General features: G+C 61.5%; 13 protein-coding genes. 5 read left to right on the top strand and 8 right to left on the bottom strand.

Annotation, left to right across the window (positions count from 1 at the left end; all coding sequences use genetic code 11):
- Window positions 1-105: 105 nt before the first annotated feature.
- Window positions 106-660: a hypothetical protein gene (locus tag OR601_RS00370; RefSeq protein WP_265591796.1), complete on the bottom strand. Its 555-nt coding sequence runs from the start codon at window positions 658-660 to the stop codon at window positions 106-108.
- 250 nt (window positions 661-910) lie between these two features.
- Here OR601_RS00370 and trxA point away from each other — a divergent pair, with 250 nt between their 5' ends.
- Window positions 911-1,231: a thioredoxin gene (gene trxA / locus OR601_RS00365; protein ID WP_136011696.1), complete on the top strand. Its 321-nt coding sequence runs from the start codon at window positions 911-913 to the stop codon at window positions 1,229-1,231.
- Between the two features lie 133 nt (window positions 1,232-1,364).
- The gene (locus OR601_RS00360) at window positions 1,365-2,321 is read left to right on the top strand and encodes a phosphatase PAP2 family protein (RefSeq protein WP_265591795.1); all 957 of its coding nucleotides are present in this window, start codon (window positions 1,365-1,367) and stop codon (window positions 2,319-2,321) included.
- Window positions 2,322-2,581: 260 nt separating this feature from the next.
- Here OR601_RS00360 and OR601_RS00355 read toward each other — a convergent pair whose 3' ends face one another.
- The 6 genes from OR601_RS00355 to OR601_RS00330 form a co-directional block, all read right to left on the bottom strand.
- On the bottom strand, window positions 2,582-3,211 hold the full coding sequence (locus OR601_RS00355) for a metallophosphoesterase family protein (RefSeq protein ID WP_136011697.1): 630 nt from the start codon (window positions 3,209-3,211) through the stop codon (window positions 2,582-2,584).
- Between the two features lie 137 nt (window positions 3,212-3,348).
- On the bottom strand, window positions 3,349-4,068 hold the full coding sequence (locus OR601_RS00350) for a LytR/AlgR family response regulator transcription factor (RefSeq protein ID WP_265591794.1): 720 nt from the start codon (window positions 4,066-4,068) through the stop codon (window positions 3,349-3,351).
- A 144-nt stretch (window positions 4,069-4,212) separates the two neighbouring features.
- Window positions 4,213-5,634 carry a sensor histidine kinase gene (locus tag OR601_RS00345; protein ID WP_265591793.1) on the bottom strand — a complete coding sequence of 474 codons (1,422 nt, stop codon included), beginning with the start codon at window positions 5,632-5,634 and terminating at the stop codon, window positions 4,213-4,215.
- Window positions 5,618-7,039 (bottom strand): glycosyltransferase family 2 protein, encoded by a 1,422-nt coding sequence (locus OR601_RS00340; protein ID WP_265591792.1) that lies wholly within the window; start codon window positions 7,037-7,039, stop codon window positions 5,618-5,620. The genes OR601_RS00345 and OR601_RS00340 overlap by 17 nt, the downstream gene beginning before the upstream one ends.
- Complete coding sequence (locus tag OR601_RS00335; protein ID WP_265591791.1) at window positions 7,036-7,647, bottom strand: QueT transporter family protein; 612 nt, start codon at window positions 7,645-7,647, stop codon at window positions 7,036-7,038. Before OR601_RS00335 ends, OR601_RS00340 begins: the two co-directional genes overlap by 4 nt.
- A 271-nt stretch (window positions 7,648-7,918) precedes the next feature.
- Complete coding sequence (locus tag OR601_RS00330) at window positions 7,919-10,897, bottom strand: C69 family dipeptidase (protein ID WP_265591790.1); 2,979 nt, start codon at window positions 10,895-10,897, stop codon at window positions 7,919-7,921.
- Between the two features lie 524 nt (window positions 10,898-11,421).
- On the opposite strand from OR601_RS00330, the gene OR601_RS00325 reads away from it, so the two are divergent.
- The 3 genes from OR601_RS00325 to OR601_RS00315 all read left to right on the top strand — a co-directional run bounded on the left by OR601_RS00325 (window position 11,422) and on the right by OR601_RS00315 (window position 14,416).
- On the top strand, window positions 11,422-12,993 hold the full coding sequence (locus OR601_RS00325) for a C69 family dipeptidase (protein ID WP_265591789.1): 1,572 nt from the start codon (window positions 11,422-11,424) through the stop codon (window positions 12,991-12,993).
- A gap of 118 nt (window positions 12,994-13,111) precedes the next feature.
- Complete coding sequence (locus OR601_RS00320; RefSeq protein ID WP_265591788.1) at window positions 13,112-14,041, top strand: YitT family protein; 930 nt, start codon at window positions 13,112-13,114, stop codon at window positions 14,039-14,041.
- Window positions 14,042-14,236: 195 nt separating this feature from the next.
- Window positions 14,237-14,416 (top strand): hypothetical protein, encoded by a 180-nt coding sequence (locus OR601_RS00315; RefSeq protein ID WP_265591787.1) that lies wholly within the window; start codon window positions 14,237-14,239, stop codon window positions 14,414-14,416.
- A 457-nt stretch (window positions 14,417-14,873) separates the two neighbouring features.
- Here the strand turns inward: OR601_RS00315 and nifJ are convergent, their stop codons facing one another.
- Window positions 14,874-18,449: a pyruvate:ferredoxin (flavodoxin) oxidoreductase gene (nifJ, locus tag OR601_RS00310; RefSeq protein ID WP_265591786.1), complete on the bottom strand. Its 3,576-nt coding sequence runs from the start codon at window positions 18,447-18,449 to the stop codon at window positions 14,874-14,876.
- Window positions 18,450-18,615 lie beyond the last annotated feature (166 nt).

Here is an 18,615-nt window from a genome sequence, read left to right as displayed (position 1 = left end):
AACTCGTATGACACTAAGACGCGGCGCCTTGTGGCGTAAGGCGGCGCCTAGCAGGTATGGGGCGGCAGGTCTGCATGCGCCTCTGCAAAGATACTCTCGCGGCGCCTAGTAGGGTTCTCCCAGCGGAGGCAGCTGCTTGAGGTAGGCCCACTGCAGCTGCTTGGCGGCGGGATCGGCCAGAGCCGCCTCGAAGCCGCCTAGATTCAACAGGCGCAGGCCCAGCACCTCGGTCACATAGCCCGGCTGCAACATGGCGCATTCGAGCGTTGGCAGAGCCACAAGCTCGGGGGCGAGGGTTTCTCGGGCCAGGTTGGCCGCCGTCTCGTCGCAAAGAATCACCGTAGAGGGGCTCAAGGCGGCCAGTGCCAGCCGAAAGCCCTCCGGATCCACCGGCGCCCCCGCGGCAGTCACAGCGCTCAGGGCGCACCAGTCTTCCGGGGCATAGCCCAGGCGCTCGAGGGCGGCGTGGAGGGCGGCGCCGTCGGCTCCCGACAAAAGCACGCCACCAGCAGCCTCAGCAGGTCCGGGCTCGCCTTTCACCAGGAGCACCGAAGCGAAGCCGTTACCCGCCAGCACCAAGCCTCGCTGCTCTAGCTGGGCTACCTCTGCAGCAGTTTTGTCGCGAGCCTGGCGGCGGAGTTCTTCTCGGGCAGAAGTCATGGTCCCTCCCTGGGAAAGCGACGGGCAGTGGCGTGAGGTCGGGGCTGCGGCGCGGGCGGGCCGCGAGCGATGCCCCGAAGATTGGCGGAGCGGGCACCCTGTAACTAAGGTACAGTGCAATCGTGCAAGCTTTGTTGGCAAAACCTGCAGGAATCGCCCTTCTCGTATCGTAAACGCGAACTGGTGGGTATGCACCTGTCGGACACACATTGCCGGCTTTTTCAAGTTGGCCTACCTCCAAGGAGGAATCATGGCAGTCACAGAACTCACTGCTCAGAATTTTGACGAGGTCATCTCAAGCTCAGACAAGCCTGTGCTGGTGGACTTTTGGGCCAGCTGGTGCGGCCCCTGCCGCATGATGTCGCCCATCGTCGACGACCTGGCCGATCAAATGGCATCCGTGCTCAAGGTATGCAAGGTCAACGTCGAGGACAATCAGGATCTGGCCGCCCGCTTCCAGGTCATGTCCATCCCCACGCTCATGCTCTTCAAGGACGGCAAGGCCGTGCACACCGTAGTAGGCGCAGTGCCTCGCGACCGTTTGGTCCAGGAGCTGGCTCAATACCTCTAAGCCAAGCGCCGCCAAGCGGCAGGCGAGCCTCGGCGCCTGGCCGGCTTGCATCGCCGAAGCGCCCGCATGAGCGCGCCAGTCGCAAGGCTTACCCAATCATTACAAAGCTGTGAGACAAATCACGGGCCCGCACGTGTACGGTAAAACGGAGCGTGCGGGCTTTTTGTGCCGCCCTCGTCCCCGCACACCCCATTCCACCAAGAGCTTCCCGCTCACGCTCGCATCTTTTCTCGGAAGGCAAGACCTTATGACCCGCACCCCCAAGAAGGATCCTATACAGGAGGCAGGAGTTTCTCGGCATGCAGCCGTTCCTGCCGAGAAGAACGCCCATCCCGCCCCGCACTCCCCTGCCGAGACCGCAGCTTGGCTCTCTCCCGAGGTGGCAAAGCCCCACTACTGGCAGCGCTTCTTGCACCTATGCCGCCGCCATGTGCGCACCATCCTGGTGTGCGTGGCGCTGCTGTGCTTCTTGGCCATCCTGGAAGACGTGTGGTTTGGCGAGATCGTGAGGCTGGATACGCTGGGCTACCACTTCATCGTGGAGAACCGCAGCGATGCTGTCACGCCCATCATGGAGGAGATCACCAGCCTGGCGAGTCCCGTGGTGCTGCTAGTGATGCTGGTGATTGTGGCCGCCTTTGCGCCAGGACGCCGGCCGGGCTTGTGCGCCACCGTCAATCTGGTGCTAGTAGTGCTGCTCAACAGCGTGCTCAAGTTCATTGTCCATAGGCCTAGGCCGGAGGGGTTCAGGCTTATCTCGGAGACGGGGTATTCGTTTCCCTCGGGACACTCCATGGTGTCCATGGCGTTCTTTGGTCTTCTGGTATGGATGATCTGGCGCTACGACGAGGACCGCACTTTGCGCATGCTGTGGAGCCTCTTCTTTGTGGCAGTCATCGCGCTGGTGGGCATCTCCCGTATCTACCTGGGGGTTCATTACACCTCAGACGTGCTGGCGGGCTTTTGCACCTCGCTCATTTGGCTGGCGTTTTACACCAAGGTGGTGGCGCCTGTGTTCCTAAGCGAGCCAGTGAATCCCTCTTCCCACCGGCTCAAGCGCATAGTGGAGGCGCCACGCCACAGCAAGTAGGTGTGCGTTTTGGCTGGGCGGCCCGTTTTGCTACGGGTTTCGTTTTGCTGGGCGCCCCGTTTTGCTACGTGGATTTTGGGCTGAAAATGGCCGTTTCACTACGTGAATCCACGTAGTGAAACGGAAAACCCCAGGTCGGAAGAAGGCATTAGCTACGTGAATCCACGTAGCTAATGCCTCAGCCGCACTACTTCAACAGCACTGGAGCTGCCCCAACGACACCCGCGTCAGTCGCGCCACCGCGGGCCACAACAACCGCCCTACATCCCAAAGCGGAACCAGGGGCTGCCCATCTGCATGTCGCTCACGGGTAGCTGGATGATCTGGGGGTCTTCTACCAAACCGTCGCGGATCCACAGCCGTGCCATGGTGGGCCCCATGGGGGTGCGCGGCAATGTGGGGCTGCCGGGATTGATGAGCCAAGCGCCGGCCTCGGCAGGATAGTTGAGGGCCCCCGCGTCTGAATAGCCCACGGCTTCCATCACCTGCCCGGGATTCTCCATGGCGCGCAGCGGCTTGGACTGCAGGCGACGGCGCAGCACCTGGCCTCCCTCGGCAGAACGGCGGATCGAGGGCTTGTGACTATGGCCGTAGACGCACACGTCGGCCGAGGCCGGCTTGAGCTGCTCCTCATGATGAGCCACTTGAAAGCGCACGCCGTCGATGGAGAAGCGCATCACTCGTTTGATATCCGGGCCGTATTGACCGGTGTAGTCGTTGTTGCCCAGGCACAGGTGCAGGGGAGCTATGGACTTGAGCAGCGCAAAGTCAGACGACGAGGTGATGTCGCCTGCGTGCACTATGACATCGGCCCCGCGAAGCTCGCGCTTGAGCTCGTCCGAGATATAGCCGTGCGTGTCGCTGATGATATCCACTCGCTTGTCTGCCATGACCCTGTGCGTCCTCCGTCTAAAAAGAGCCGCCCCAAAGGACGGCTCGTCTATGGCTGTCAGCCCCTTAAAGGGGAGCTTTCAAAAGACCTTTGGAGCACTGCGCTTGCAGCGCCCTAGGATGCCCTCTCGCAGCCTTATATGCCCAAGACGCGCTTGAGCTGCACCACGCGACGGCGAGACACCGAGATCTTCTTATCTTCGATGCCATTCAAACCCAGCTGCAAAATTCCGCTGGACACCACCTCGACGTCTTCCACATGGGCCAGGTTCACGATATAGCCGCGGTGCACGCGGAAGAATCCGTGGGGCACCAGCTTGGCCTCCAGCTGCGCCAGCGAGATGGTGGACAGATAGCGATCGGTATCCGTATAGATGCAGGAATAATCGTCCTTGGCCTCGATGTAGCGAATCTGATCGATAGGCACCAGCACCTTGCGGCCGCCCTTCTCCACCGCGATGCGCTCCTGAGGCGGGTTGGCCGGGGCCACCGGCGCCATGCGGCTCTCCACCTTGTTCAAGGCGGTTACCAGACGGTCGGTCTCCACCGGCTTCATGAGATAGTCCACGGCGTTGACGTCAAAGGCCTGCACCGCATACTCGCTGTAGGCGGTCACAAAGATCACCGCCGGCGGGTTCTTGAGCTTATGCAGGGCCTCTGCCAGCTGCATCCCGCTGGTCTTGGGCATGGAGATATCCAAAAACAGGACGTCCGGCCGAGTCTCAATGATCTTTTCCACCGCTTCGCGCGCGCTGGAAGCCCCGTCAATGGAGTCTACCCTGCCGGTCTCTTCCAGCAAAAAGCGCAGTTCCGAGCGCGCAGGAGCTTCATCGTCCACGATCATTGCACTGAGCATTCAATCACCTCATGGGTCGTGCATCTTCAAATCATCAAAGAGCGGCAGCCGAATCTCGAGCAAGGTCCGGTTGTTGATAAACTCTTACACCTTTTATGACCGTCCAACCTCCTTGGACAACCACAAAACCAGCTGAATCCCATCTTACACCACTGGGCGATTCTCGCTATCTGCCGGTATCTCAGCCCCGCCTTGGACCCCTCCGTGGGGCCTGGGGGCTACCGGAGCAGGCCCGTGGATGGCCCCGACCAGCTTGAGGGTCACTGCCGTGCCTTCCCCCAAACGGCTCACGATGTCGATGCCGGAGCCCGGGCCGTAATAGCGCGCCAAGCGCTCCTCGACGTTGCGCAGGGCGATGCCCGTGCCTTTCTCGGCATCTGACATGCCCGACGCCTTTTGCAGCATGGCCTCCACCTGCTCCTCGCTCATGCCGCAGCCGTCATCGGCCACGGCAATGAGAATGTCGGAGTCCTCGCGGGTTACATGGATGTCGATATGTAGGACGCCCTCCTCACGCATGGCATGGCGCACGGCGTTTTCCACGATGGGCTGGATCACGAAGGCGGGCACCATGACGTTCTCGCAGCCCTCCTCGACGCGCTCCTGCTCGGCAATGCGGTCCTCGCCAAAGCGAGCGTACTCGAAGGTGAGGTAGCGGCGGGTTTGCTCCAGCTCGCGCTCCAGAGGGATGAGCGACTCTGAGTTTTCCAGCGTCTGGCGGTAGAAGGTGGCAAACTCGCGCAGCAGGGCGCGGGCGCGCATGGGGTCGGTGCGGGTAAAGGCCGCGATGGTGTTCAGGGTGTTGAAGAGGAAGTGGGGGTTGATCTGGGCTTGAAGCGCCTTGACCTCGGCCTGGGCGGTGAGCTGGGCCTGGCGCTCCAGCTCGTAGAGGGAGAGCTGGGTGGAGAGCAGCTCGCCAAAGCCCTCGGCCACGGCGTGCTGGGTGTTGTCGATGTCTTTGTAGCTGCGATAGAAGAACTTGAGGGTGCCGATGGTGTGGTTGCGCACCACCAGAGGCACCACGATGCCTGCCGGCACAAAGCTCATGAGCTTGAGGCGGCTCTGGGCGTCCATGTTGGCCATGGCGTCGTTGTCCAGGCGCTTCATGAGCGAGAAGGTCTGGGTACGCCCGCTGTCCAACGCCTCGCGAGTGGCTTGGGTGGAGATGGGGCGGCCGGGAGGGAAGTTTTCCTCGGACTCGCCTACATAGGCGATGACCTTCTCGTGGTCGGTGATGGCAACGGCAATAGCCACCGTCTCTGGCAGCAGAGACTGGCACACGGCGCGGCATCCCTCGAAAGTGAGGCCTCCCCGCAGATGCTCCAGAGTGAGCGATGCGGTGCGTAGCGTGCGCTCGGTGGCTTGAGAGCGCACGGAATCCGGAGCGCCCGAGGCTCCCGCGCCCACCACTATCACCACGCCGATGCCTATAGCCGCGATGACCCACACCATGGTCTCGCCCTGGGCAACGCCCCAAATAAGCAGGATCGCCATGGTGAAGATGCACAGGCACAGGATGGCGGTGATGAAGTTGTTGATGTAGTTGTCTTTACTGTTGCGCGCCATGGGCACCATCTGTCTCGCTGACGGCATCCTGCTCAGACGCCTCTAGGGCCTCCTTGGCTGCCGATAAGGACTCCTCCTGCTCATCGGCGGCCTCCACCGTCTCCTGAGCGTCTTCCCAGGCTTCGTCCATAGAGCCAGTGGCTTCCGGCTGCGCTTGAGCAGCCGCCATGGTGGAATCAGCGGTGGAAGCCGGCGCTAGGTAGGGGTTCTGAGCGGGGATTCCCGGAGGGGTGCCATGGTCGAAGAGCCAAGCGGCCACCTGGCGCTCGGACCACAGGCGGCTGACAATAGAGGGCCACCAACTCATGAAGCTCAGGTAGGAGAGCACGTGGTTCTCGGCATTGGCGGCCGCCTCTTTGAGCCCGGAGCGCCAGATGGCCAGATACTCGGCGTGGTCGGGGGTGCCCAGGGCCCGGCGCAGCGCAGTGGAGGCGATGCGGCGGTCCAGGTCGTCGGAGATCCAAGGGCCGGGATAGGGCATGAGGGACTCGGGGGTTACCTGATTGAGGTCGATCTTGGTGGCTGCTCGGGCGAGCTTGGCCCGCTCGTAGACCCAGCGAAAGACGTTTTGGCGAAAGCGGTTGGCGGGCCGAGGCGTGGAGGGCGGCAGGTGCATCACGCGCCATTGGTTGTCGAACCACACGTCCAAGCCATAGAGGCGCAGGTTGAACAGGTAGTCCATGTCCTCGCCGCGGGTGATGAAGGGGTCGAAGGCCACGCGGGAGTAGGCCTCGGCGCAGATGGCCATGCAGCCGCCGCACATGAAGCTGGACCTGGAGATGCGCGGGCCTGCCTGGGCTTCGCGCATCCAGCGGTTGAACTGCAGGTTCTTGTCCCAGTCGCTGTCATACCAGGCAAGATCCTCGCTGGCCAGGCAAGACTCGCCCTCGTCGACGAAGTAGCCGCTCTTCACCAGCACCGGCAGATTCTGACGGGTGCGCTGGCCCAGGCCATAGACAGCCTCTGCCAAGAAGGAGGGCGAGAGCACCACCTCGTCGTCATCCAAAAAGACCACCACATCGTGGCCAAAGACTGCCGCAGCCACCAGTCCCATGTTGCGGATGGCACCGTAGCCGCGCAGGCTCACGCACTCGCCGGTGAGCCGCGGGGCGATCTCCACCACGCAGTTTTGAAGGACACGGCCCTCGGCCTCGCCAATGACCAGGGGCGAGAGGTTGGGATGCTCAGCGCAGATGGCATCCACCTGGGCGCGGGCTCGCCGCTCGGACTCAGGAGAGGCCACCAGCAAGATGATGGTGCGCACCACGCCGCGCACCTGCTCCAAGGACTCCAGGCAACGGGCCAGCTCCGGGTTGGGAGTACCTACCGGAGTGGCGTGGTCATAGCCGCCCACCCGCTCCTCGGTGGAGGTCCAATAGGACGGGATAACGATGGCTGGATTCATGAACGGTCCCCTTGAGCCGGGACGACATCGTCGGACGCGAGCAGGCCGGGCAGCGGCGTGCGCTTGAGAGCCCGCGCCAACGGCAAGCCCAGACAGTACATGGTTACCCCTTCACCCAGAGCCGTGGCAGCCACGCCAAAGAGGTACATGGCACCCCAGGCCCCGTCCAGCGAGATGGAGGTGAAGGGAATGGTGTAAAACCCCAAGCCCGTTAGCATGAGCGGCAAATAGGCCGGCACGATGAGGGCGTTGAAGATCACCGGGCCCGCTACGGCCAGCGCCGGCTTTGCCCTGAAGTGCCAGGTAAACCAAGCTCCCAGCGCTGTAGCCAAAGTACCAAAGGCCACGTCCAGAAGCCCCAGCGTGCCGGTTCCTCCCAGCACTATGTTGCAAGTGTTGGCCACCGCGCATCCCAAGGCCAAGCCGCCGATGGCGTCCGGCGTGAACAAGGCAAGCACGCAGAGCGCCTCGGAGATGCGAAATTGCACCGGGCCCCAGGCCAATCCGCCCAAAAAGAGCATGGTCACCAACGTGGCTGCCCCATAGAGCGCAGCGATCATTGCGATGCGGGTCATACGGCCCGCAGACAGTGGAACTCGATTGGCCATGAACATCCTTCCTGCAGCCGCGCCGCCGCGGCCCAAAGAGACGCCTCTCACACCTAAAAGAATGATGCAGCCACACGAACCGCCCCGGCTATGAGGGCCGATCGTCTCGGCAGCACACCCGTGTTCCATACTACCCGACAGCTTGGGCACCTGCGGCGAAAGCCTGCGCCCTTTGCATCAACGTTTTCTTTCTTACCGAGAAAAGCCTCCCCGCCGCAAGAGAGCGATGGGGAGGCTTTGGGGTAGGACGTGGTCGAGGCGAGAGGAAAGCTTAGAACCTCACGGCGCCGTCTGCACCGATGGTGAAGCCGCCTATGCGGGTGTTGCTTACCATGGAACCGTCGGAGCGCAGCAGGTAGAGCTTGCCGTTGTCGATCTGCCAACCGGTCTTCATAGCGCCGTCGTCAACGCCGCCCAGCAGGTACCAGGAACCGTTGACTGCCTGCCAGCCGGTCTTCATAGCGCCGTCGTCAACGCCGCCAAGGTAGTACCACTTGCCGTTCACCAGCTGCCAACCGGACTTCATGGCGCCGTCGTCAGCGCCGCCCAAGAGGTACCAGGTGCCACCGACCTTCTGCCAACCGGCCTTCATAGCGCCGTCGTCAGCGCCGCCCAGCAGGTACCACTTGCCATTGGCTGCCTGCCAGCCGGTCTTCATGGCGCCAGAGCCGTCGAGCAGGTACCAGGTGCCGCCGACCTTCTGCCAGCCGGTCTTCATGGCGCCGTCCTCAGCGCCGCCCAAGAGGTACCAGGTGTCGCCGTCCTTCTGCCAGCCGGAGAGCATGGAGCCGTCCTCGTCCATGAGGTACCACTTGCCGCCCACTGCCTGCCAGTCGGTCTTGGCAGCGTTGTTTTCGCCAAAGAGATACCAGGTGCCGTCCATCTTCTGCCAACCGGGATCGACCTTGGAGCCGTCCTCAGGCAGGTAGTACGGGGTCTCATCCACGGTGACCCAACCGGTCGCCTGAGCGCCGTCCTCGCCAAAGGCCATGAGCTTGCCGTCTACGGTGTAGACACCGGTCTTCATGGCGCCGTCGTCGCCCAGGTTGTAGGTCTTGTCGCCCACCTTGGTGATGCCGGTCTTCATGGCGCCGTCATCGCCAAAGTAGTAGGTCTTGCCGTCGATCTCTTTCCAACCAGTGGCCATGTCAGGGCTGTAATAGGAGGTCTTGTCGCCATCCTTTTGCCACCCAGTTTGAGAGACGCCGTTGGCATCGAAGAGATAGTTCTTGCCGTCGATGGTCTGCTTGCCGGTGGCCATCACGCCATCGGTGCCAAAGTAGTAATCCTTGCCGTCGATGGTCTGCCAACCGGTCTTGGCCTCGGGAGCGGCATAGTAGGTCTTGTCGCCCACCTTGACAAAGCCGGTCTGTACAGTGCCGTCTTCGCCCATGACAAAATCGATGCCGTCGATCTTTTGAAGGCCGGTCTGGATCTTGCCGTCGGCGTCCACGTGGACCTGCTTGAGCACCTGCGCGCCGTCCACGGTCTCACTCAGGACAACCCAGCGATTAGCGGCGCCCGCTACGACGCCGTCGGCAGCGGCGAGCGGAGTTTTGACCTCAGCGGAGTAGGTCATAGGAGTCTTGATGCCCTGGGTGGATGTGTCGTAGTCGCTGGGCACGAAGGGGGTCTTCTGATCGCCGTTGTGCCAGGTGCGGAGCTCGGTGAGAAGAGTCATGTACTTGGCATGGGCCTGCTCGGTGGCCACGCTGTTGGCCAGGTTAGCGGCAGCGGTTTGCGCTTCGCCAGAAAGGCCCCTGACATAGGTCTTGACTTCTTCGTTCTGGGTGACGAAGTTGTCCTGGAGGGCACGGATGTAGCTGTGCACCGTCTCGCCCACCTGCTCGCGGTCGGCGTTGCAGATGGTGTTCACGTCCATCATCACGTAGGGCATGTAGTAGTCCCAGGGGCCGGCTTTAAGGGCCTCAGCAAGATTGTCGCGACCGCCGCCACCCTGATGCGTCAGGTCGAGATCCTGAGTGCCGTAGCGGGGGTTGACCTCGGTCATCAAGCCGCCAAAGGAAGGTACTGCCAGGGAGAAGTCATCACGATTAAGGGCAAGCCACTCAACGGTGGCCTCTGCGGTATCCTCCTTGGAGGCGTCAGCGCTCGCCACACGATTGATCTCGAACATGTGGGTCTCGAGGGAGTCCTGGCGGCCAACGCCGGTAACAGTATTGGCGACGCCTTTCTTGAGGCCGGTGACAGTGTCGGCGCGAGCGGCCAGCGAGCGGATCATGTCCGTAGTGGTCCAGTCGCCCTTGCCAGGGGTGAAGAACAAGGTGCGGCCATCGGTCACATCAAGAATGCGGCCGCCGCTCACGTAGTAATCCACGCCGTCAAGACCGTCGAAGTAGGCGCGGCCAATGACAAAGCGGGAGAACTGGCCCGCGCCCTCGTCGGCACGGGCATAGGTGCTGGCGATGTCAGGCTTGGTCTCGTCGGGCTTGCCATCAGCGCCCTCGAAGTACTTGAGCACACCAGCCTTTTTGGGCATCTCCACCAGGTCCTTGGAGTGGAGGCATTTGGCGGCGTCAGAGAGGTCCAAGTCCTCAGGATAGGTGAGCGAACCCATGTTGGGGTTCACAGAGGCCTTGTCCTCAGGCAGCTGGAAGCCCAGCCACTGGTGGCCAGAAACCACGGAGAACATCCAAGACTCGTGAGCGTCGCTAATGATGAGCTGGTCAGAGGAGCAAGAGCCGTACTTATCGACCAAGGAGCCTAGGAACGCCACGGCGTCTTTGGCGGTCTTGTTCTGGCCCAGTGCCAAGGCCACGTAGTTGAACTCGCCCACGCCGCTGTCTACCGCGGGGTCAAGTGCCCTGATCTCGGAGCTGGGATAGGTGGACAGCGTGGCCGAGCAAGACACGCCCCATTCGTTGATGCCGGCGGCGGAATAGGCGTTCTTAGCGCCTCCCCAACCATTGTCGCCGTGGTCGCGCACATAGGTGTAGCGATAGGTGGGCGTGTCAGAGGTCCACTGGAAGTTGTCGCCCTCGGCAAAGTCGCCGTTCTCGTTTGACTGATAGACAAAGCCAGCCTCATGGGCGGGCTCCACGCCAAAGATCTTTGCTTGGCGGGTGGCGGTGTCCTCGGCACGGCCGGCATACCAGGTATTGGCCTCCTTGGTATACGTGTCGGGCATCCACACCTGAGTGCACGCCAGCGCGTTTACCGGGAGGGCCATGATGGCTGCGGCACCCAGTGCCAAGCCGGTCATCGCCTTGTTGAACCATCGAGTCTTCATAGGCATCCCTTTCTCGGGGACTCCGGATTGAGTCCCTCTCTCTGCCAACAGACGTGCTGGGAAAGGCTCAAAAAGCCTCAAACCCCAACAGCTCCACGGAGCCGCTCCCCCTTCGCGACCGGTTACTCTCTATGGGTCCGCAAAGCTTTGGCTCCCTTTCAGCAACTATAAGGATACTCCCTTCTTTGTCGATATGTCACTGAAGCTTCCAAGGGTGCTTATTCACCGACGAGCGGTGGGTTTTTATGCGGTAACGGTTGATTTTCATTCGTTTCTATAGGGTGCCTAACAAGACGCTACACAGGATTAACCTGCTCTTTAACACATTGGAGCGCAATTTCTTAATTGCACGGTCTTTTATTTATGCACTATGCGCTAAATACTAAAATATGAATATCAATGCGTATTTATCTATATTTATGGCAATTTTTCCAGGCCGTTTTTCCGGCTTTTACCCCTTGTTCCAGAGTTATGGGACAGAGTCTTAAAATAAAATGGCTGCTCACCGACCAGAGAGGAATGCTATGGCTTGCACAACATTGTTGGTAGGCAAGGGCGCCACCTACGACGGCTCCACCATGATCGCCCGCGACGAGGACGACGGCGACGGCGCCTTTTGCCCCAAGAAAATGGTGGTGGTCGAGCCTGCCGATCAGCCCCGCCACTACCACTGCGTCATCTCTCATCTGGATATCGAGCTGCCAGAGACCCCTCAGCGCTATACCGCCATGCCCAATGTGGATCCCAAAGAGGGCATTTGGGCAGAAGCCGGCGTCAACGACTTCAATGTAGGCATGAGCGCCACCGAGACCATCACCACCAATCCCCGCGTCTTAGGCGCAGACCCCCTGGTGGCCTATCAGCCCGCCCAGGGCGCCCAAGGCCAGCCAGGCTACCTCCCCGAGAAGCCGGGCGGCATTGGCGAGGAAGACCTGGTCACCCTGGTGCTTCCCTATATCACCACCGCCCGCGAAGGCGTCCTTCGCCTAGGGCAGCTGTTGGAGCGCTATGGCACCTACGAGTCCAATGGCATCGCCTTCTCCGATGAAAACGAGGTCTGGTACCTAGAGACTATCGGCGGCCACCACTGGATCGCCCGCCGCGTGCCCGACAACGCCTATGTCACCCAACCCAACCAGCTGGGCATCGACCGCCTGGATCTTCTGGACGCCACCGGTGACGGCAGCGAGTATCTTGCCAGCGCCGACATCATCAACTTCATCATCGACCACAAGCTCAACCTGGCCATGCCTCAGTCCCTCGCCAAAAGCGCGTTGGCCTCTGCAGTGAACGCCATGAGTACCGACAAGGACCGCCTCCGCGGGCTGCCTCGCATCGTGAACCCCCGCATCCTCTTTGGCAGCCACGATTACACCGACCACATCTACAACACTCCCCGCGCCTGGTACATGCAGCGCTGCCTGAACCCCTCGGACACCTACGACGGCCCCGACGCCCAGTACCAGCCAGAGAGCGACGATCTGCCCTGGTGCCGCGTGCCCGAGCACAAGGTCACCGTGGAAGACGTCAAGCAGGTGCTCTCCAGCCACTATCAGGACACGCCCTACGACCCTTACGGCACCCGCGGCAACGAGCTCACCCGCAAGTACTATCGCACCATAGGCATCAACCGCAACAACGAGTGCGCCTTGATCCAGATCCGCCCCTATGCGCCTGAGGGCCTGAAGGCGATCCAATGGACCGCCATGGGCGACATGACCTACTCCACCTTCATCCCGCTCTACACCAACGTCCACTCCATCCCGGCCTACCTGGACGTGGCCTCTCGCACCACCACCGAGACCTTCTACTGGGAGAACCGCATCCTCGCCGCCCTGGCCGACGCCCAGTTTGGCAGCAACTGGAATACCGTTTCTGCCTACCAAGACGCCACCCTAGGCCAAGGCCATGCCCAGGTAGAAGCCACCGACGCTGCCTGCGCCCAGCTAGGAGGCGCCCAGCTCACACAGGCGCTCGAAGCCGCTAACCAAAAAACTTGCGACCTCATCCAAAAAGCCACCGACGACGTCTTGGCATCGGTGCTCTTTACCACTAGCGTGAACATGCGCGACCGCTTCAACATGAGCGACCGCTAATCCGCACTGCCTCGCCTGGCAAAAGCGCGTTCATCGCGCCCTCTGCGCCCGAACCTCTTGCCAGGCACCCACCCTATCCCTCGATCTTTCAATTCCCGCGAAAAGAGTCTCGCCCGCCATGGACATGCCCCTGATACCTCCAGGAATCAACGCCACCCCCGAAGACAAAGCCAACGGCGAGCGCATGCGCCGCCGCCGAGAGCTCCCCAGCTTTAGACGCACTTTCTTCTTTGTGAACATGGGACTGTTGCTCACCGCCATAGGCATCGTCATCTTCAAGGCGCCCAACCACTTCGCTTTGGGCGGCACCTCGGGCCTCTCCATCATCCTTTCCACACTGCTGCCCCAATTCGACGTAGGCGACTTCATGTGGATGCTCAACGTGGTCCTGGTGGTCGCCGGCCTCATCCTGCTGGATCTTCGCACCATGGGCTGGACTGTCTTCGCCTCCTTCGCCCTCTCCTTCTACGTCTCGCTCATCGAAATCATCTGGCCCCGAGTCACCCCGCTCACCTCCAACCCCCTGCTCGAGCTCTGCTTCGCCGTAATGTTGCCGGCTATGGGCAGCGCGCTTGTCTTCAACGTGGGCGCCTCCACTGGCGGCACTGACATCCTTGCCCTCATCCTCAAGCGCCGCACCCACCTTCGCGTGGGCCAAGCCCTGCTTGCCACCGACGGCGCCATCGTCGCTGTCGCCGTCTTTCTCTACGGTGCCGAGACGGGCCTCCTCTGCATCCTGGGCCTTCTCGCCAAAACCCTCATCGTGGACAACGCCATCGAGGGCTTCAACCAATCCAAGGTCTGCACCGTGCTCTGCCCCGACCCTGCCGCCGCCATCGACTTTTTGGTCAACCAGCTCTACCGCACCGCTACCCTCACCCAAGTCCAAGGCGCGTTCTCCGGCAAGCCCATGACCCAAATCACCGTGGTGCTCTCCCGACCCGAGGCCGTCCGCTTCCGCGCCTTCCTCGCCGAACACGAGCCTCAAAGCTTCATGACCATGGTGAGCAGCTCTGAGATCATCGGTCGAGGCTTTCGCTCCATCTAGCTGCCGAGAAACTCTGCCACCTCGCTCCCCCACCGCCCCTACGCTGAAGCCATAGCCGCCGCAAGAGCTGCTATGGCTTCTTTGTTGATGAGGCCCCTGAGCAGCTGCTTGGACATAGTCACCCCCATTGCCGGGTAAAACCCTTTCTAGCAGCGTTTTGCATGAAGCAAAACCCTTACACCTACCGGAGGAACCATGTGCAGCGACACCCAGAAAAAAGTGGACGAAGTAAAAGCCGGCGAAGCCGACCCCATGATGGTGGAAGGCGCCAACTCTGTGGAGCAGGAAACCGAGGGCGTAGATGCGCCTCTCACCACTGATCCCGACGACGTTGAAGGCGTTGTGGAAGTGCGCGACATCAAGCTGGAGGATTAACCTTCCAGCACAATTCTTGGCTACAAGTGAGTGGTCCCAGAACAAATAGCAGGCGATAAAAAGGGATGTTGACCTGGGTCAACATCCCTTTTTATCGCCTGCCGCCGGGCTTATCTGCCTTCCAACGGGATTGCAGTTAGAACCGAAAACGCCTTTGGTTCCGAGTGCGGTCCCTATGAAACAAGCCCCTGCAGAATCCCTGAGGTCAAGCCAGCTTGCTCACAAGGCTAGTGGGCACTGGGGTTTTACAAAACTCCAGTGCCTAGACCCGCCTCATAACGCACACGGCGCCAAAATACTTCCCATGAAGGCCTTAGTTGCAAGTGAGCACCTGCCAAGAAGAGCTCCCAACGCAAAAGAGACCGCACTCCCAAAGGGGAATGCGGTCTCTTGCAAGCAATGCGAGCGACTTAGAAGTAGCTCACGAGCGACTCACGGGATGCGAGTCAGGGAGAAATTACTTCTCGGCAGGCTCGTCTGCCTGATCATACATGGACTGCAGCTTGAGCAGGTGCTCGTAGCGATCCATGGCAGCCTGCTCGTTCTCGGCGAACAGCTCGGAAGCGCGGTCCGGGAAGAAACGGCGCAGCGAGGCATAGCGGTTCTCGTTCTCCAGGAACTCCTGGTAACCGCCCTTGGGCGCCTTGGAATCCAAGACAAAACGCTTGCCGGCGGGAGCGGCGGGGTTGAAGCGGAACAGGTTCCAGTAGCCGCAATCCACGGCGCGCTTCTGCTCCTCCTGGCAGTGCAGCATGCCGCCCTTCTTGATGGAGTGCATCTCGCAGGGGCTGTAGCCGATGATGAGGGAAGGGCCGTCGTAGGCCTCGGCCTCAGCAAGGGCCTTGAGCAGCTGGGAGGGATTGGCGCCCATGGCCACCTGAGCCACATAGACGTAGCCGTAGCTCATCATCATCTCAGCCAGCGGCTTTTTCTTGATGGACTTGCCGGAGGCGGCGAACTGGGCAACCTGGCCCAGGTTGGACGCCTTGGAGGCCTGGCCGCCGGTGTTGGAGTAGACCTCGGTGTCGAAGACGAAGACATTCACGTTCTCGCCGGAAGCCAGCACGTGATCGAGGCCGCCAAAGCCGATGTCATAAGCCCAGCCGTCGCCGCCGAAGATCCAGAAGGACTTCTTGGACAGGTAGGACTTGTTGGCGGCAATGTCCTCGGCTACGGGGTTGTCGCTCTTTACCAAGGCAGAGGCATAGTCAGCGGAGACCTGCTGGGAGATGCCAGTGGTGTCCCTGTTCTCGAGCCATGCGGTAGCAGCCTCTTTGAGGCCCTCGGGCAGGCCCTCGACCTCCAGCAGCTTCTCGGTCTGAGCGGCCAGGCGGTTCTGCTCGGCCTTGTAGCCGATGAGCAAGCCCAGGCCATGCTCGGCGTTGTCCTCGAACAGGGAGTTGTTCCAGGCAGGGCCGTGACCGGCAGCGTTGCAGGTGAAGGGAGAGGTGGCCGCAGGATTGCCCCAGATGGAGGAGCAACCAGTGGCGTTGGAAATGAACATACGGTCGCCGAAGAGCTGGGTGACGAGACGAGCATAGCTGGTCTCGGCGCAGCCGGCGCAAGAGCCAGAGAACTCCAACATGGGCATGGAGAACTGGCTGCCGCGGGTGTTCTTGTCGCTAAAGAGCTCGCGCTTCTCGGTGACATCGTTGACCGCGTAGTCCCAGACAGGAATCTGGTCGGCTTCCTCGGCCTGAGACACCATGGTGAGGGCGCCACCGTCCTCCTGGGTGGACTTGGGGCATGCGGAGAGGCAGTTGTAGCAACCCATGCAGTCCAGCGGGGACACGGCAACCGTGAAGGTGTAGCCGGTGTTCTTGGGGACCTTGAGCTCCAGAGTCTTCATGGCCTCAGGAGCGTTGGCCTGCTCCTCGGCGTCCATGACGATGGGACGGATGGCGGCGTGGGGGCACACATAGGCGCAGTTGTTGCACTGGATGCACTTCTCGGGATCCCAGCGAGGAACCATAACTGCAGTGCCGCGCTTCTCGTAGGCGGAAGCACCGAGCTCCCAGGCGCCGTCGGCGTTCTTTGCGAAGGCGCTCACAGGCAGGCTGTCGCCGTCCATGCGGTTGATGGGGTTCATGATCTTTTGGACCTGCTCGACGATGGCGTCGCGGCCACGCAGGGTCTCGTCCTCGACGACCTCGGTGGCGTTGGCCCAGTCAGCGGGCACCTCGAACTTGTGGAAGGCGGTGGCGCCGGCGTCGATAGCCTTGTGGTTGGCGGCCACCACGGCGTCGCCCTTCTTTGAGTAAGACTTGGTGGCGGCGTCCTTCATGTACTGGAGGGCCTCCTCGGCAGGCAGGATGTCTGCCAGGGCGAAGAAGGCGGACTGCAGCACGGTGTTGGTGCGCTTGCCCATGCCCACCTTCTGGGCCAAGTCGATGGCATCGATCAGGTAGACGTTGACGTTGTTCTCGGCAATATAGCGCTTGGCCTCAGCAGGCAGGTGCTCGGCGAACTCCTCGTCGGACCACTGGGAGTTCACCAGGAAGATGCCGCCCGGCTTGACGTCGCGGACCATCTTGAAGCCCTTGATGATGTAGCTGGGGTTGTGGCAGGCCACGAAGTCGGCCTTGGTGACGTAGTAAGGAGCGCGGATGGGAGAGTCGCCAAAGCGCAGGTGGCTTACGGTCACGCCGCCGGTCTTCTTGGAGTCGTACTGGAAGTAGGCCTGCACGTACTTGTCGGTGTGGTCGCCGATGATCTTGATGGAGTTCTTGTTGGCGCCCACGGTGCCGTCGCCGCCCAGGCCCCAGAACTTGCACTCGATGGTGCCAGGGGCAGCGGTGTTGGGGGCATCCGGGTCCATAGGCAGGGAGAGGAAGGTGACGTCATCCTCGATGCCGATGGTGAACTCGCGCTTGGGCTCATCCTTCTTGAGCTCCTCGTAGACGGCGAAGGCGGCTGCAGGAGGCTCGTCCTTGGAGCCCAGGCCGTAGCGACCGCCGATGACGGGGATCTCGGTGATGCCGGCCTCTACCAGGGAGGTGATGACGTCCTGGTAGAGAGGCTCGCCAATGGAGCCGGGCTCCTTGGTGCGGTCGAGCACGGCGATCTTCTTGACGGTCTTGGGCAGAGCAGCGGCGAAGTCCTCTACAGACCAAGGACGATAGAGGCGCACCTTGACGAGGCCTACCTTCTCGCCGTGAGCGTTGAGGTAGTCGATGACCTCTTCCAGGGTGTCGCAGAAGGAGCCCATGCAGACCACTACGCGGTCGGCGTCGGCGGCGCCGTAGTAGTCGAAGAGGTGATAGCTGGTGCCCAGCTTCTCGTTGATCTTGTCCATGTAGCCCTGGACGATCTGGGGCAGCGCGTTGTACGCGCTGTTGCACGCCTCGCGATGCTGGAAGAAGATGTCGCCGTTCTCGTGGGAGCCGCGGGCGGTGGGGTGCTCGGGGTTGAGCGCATGGTCGCGGAAGGCCTGGACGGCGTCCATGTCGACCATGTCCTTGAGGTCCTCGAAATCCCAGGTGGCCACCTTCTGGATCTCGTGAGAGGTGCGGAAGCCATCGAAGAAGTTGAGGAAGGGCACGCTGCCCTCGATGGCGGCCAGGTGGGCCACAGGAGCCAGGTCCATGACCTCCTGGACGTTGCCCTCAGCCAGCATGGCATAGCCGGTCTGGCGGCAAGCCATAACGTCGGAGTGGTCGCCAAAGATGTTGAGGGCCTGGGTGGCCACGGTACGGGCGCTCACATGCAGCACGTTGGGCAGGCCCTCGCCGGCCATCTTGTACATGTTGGGGATCATCAGCAGCAGACCCTGGGAGGCCGTGTAGCTGGTGGTGAGGGCGCCAGCGCCCAGAGAGCCGTGAACAGCGCCGGCGGCGCCGGCCTCAGACTCCATCTCCTGGATTTTCACCGGGGTGCCAAAGATGTTCTTGAGACCCTGAGCAGCCCACTGATCCACATGATCAGCCATGGGGCTGGATGGCGTGATGGGATAAATGCTCGCCACCTCGGTGAAGGCATAAGAGACCCAGGCTGCGGCCTCGTTGCCATCCATTGACTTGAATTTTCTTGCCATATCCTCTCCTTCAAAGCCTAACGACCCACCCTCAAAGGGTGATTGTGTACCGGGGAAACCCCAGCTAAAGCCTGTTCCAAGGATGGTGCGCCGCTCGCTTAAGCCACCAGGCCTTCGCCACGGGCAGCCCCAAGGGGCGCCATGTACACAGCCTCTAGCCAGAAAT

Origin of the sequence: Leptogranulimonas caecicola, assembly GCF_023168405.1 — a bacterium.
GTDB classification, from domain to species: Bacteria; Actinomycetota; Coriobacteriia; order Coriobacteriales; family Atopobiaceae; genus Leptogranulimonas; species Leptogranulimonas caecicola.
This window is presented reverse-complemented; position numbering and strand designations above follow the sequence as displayed.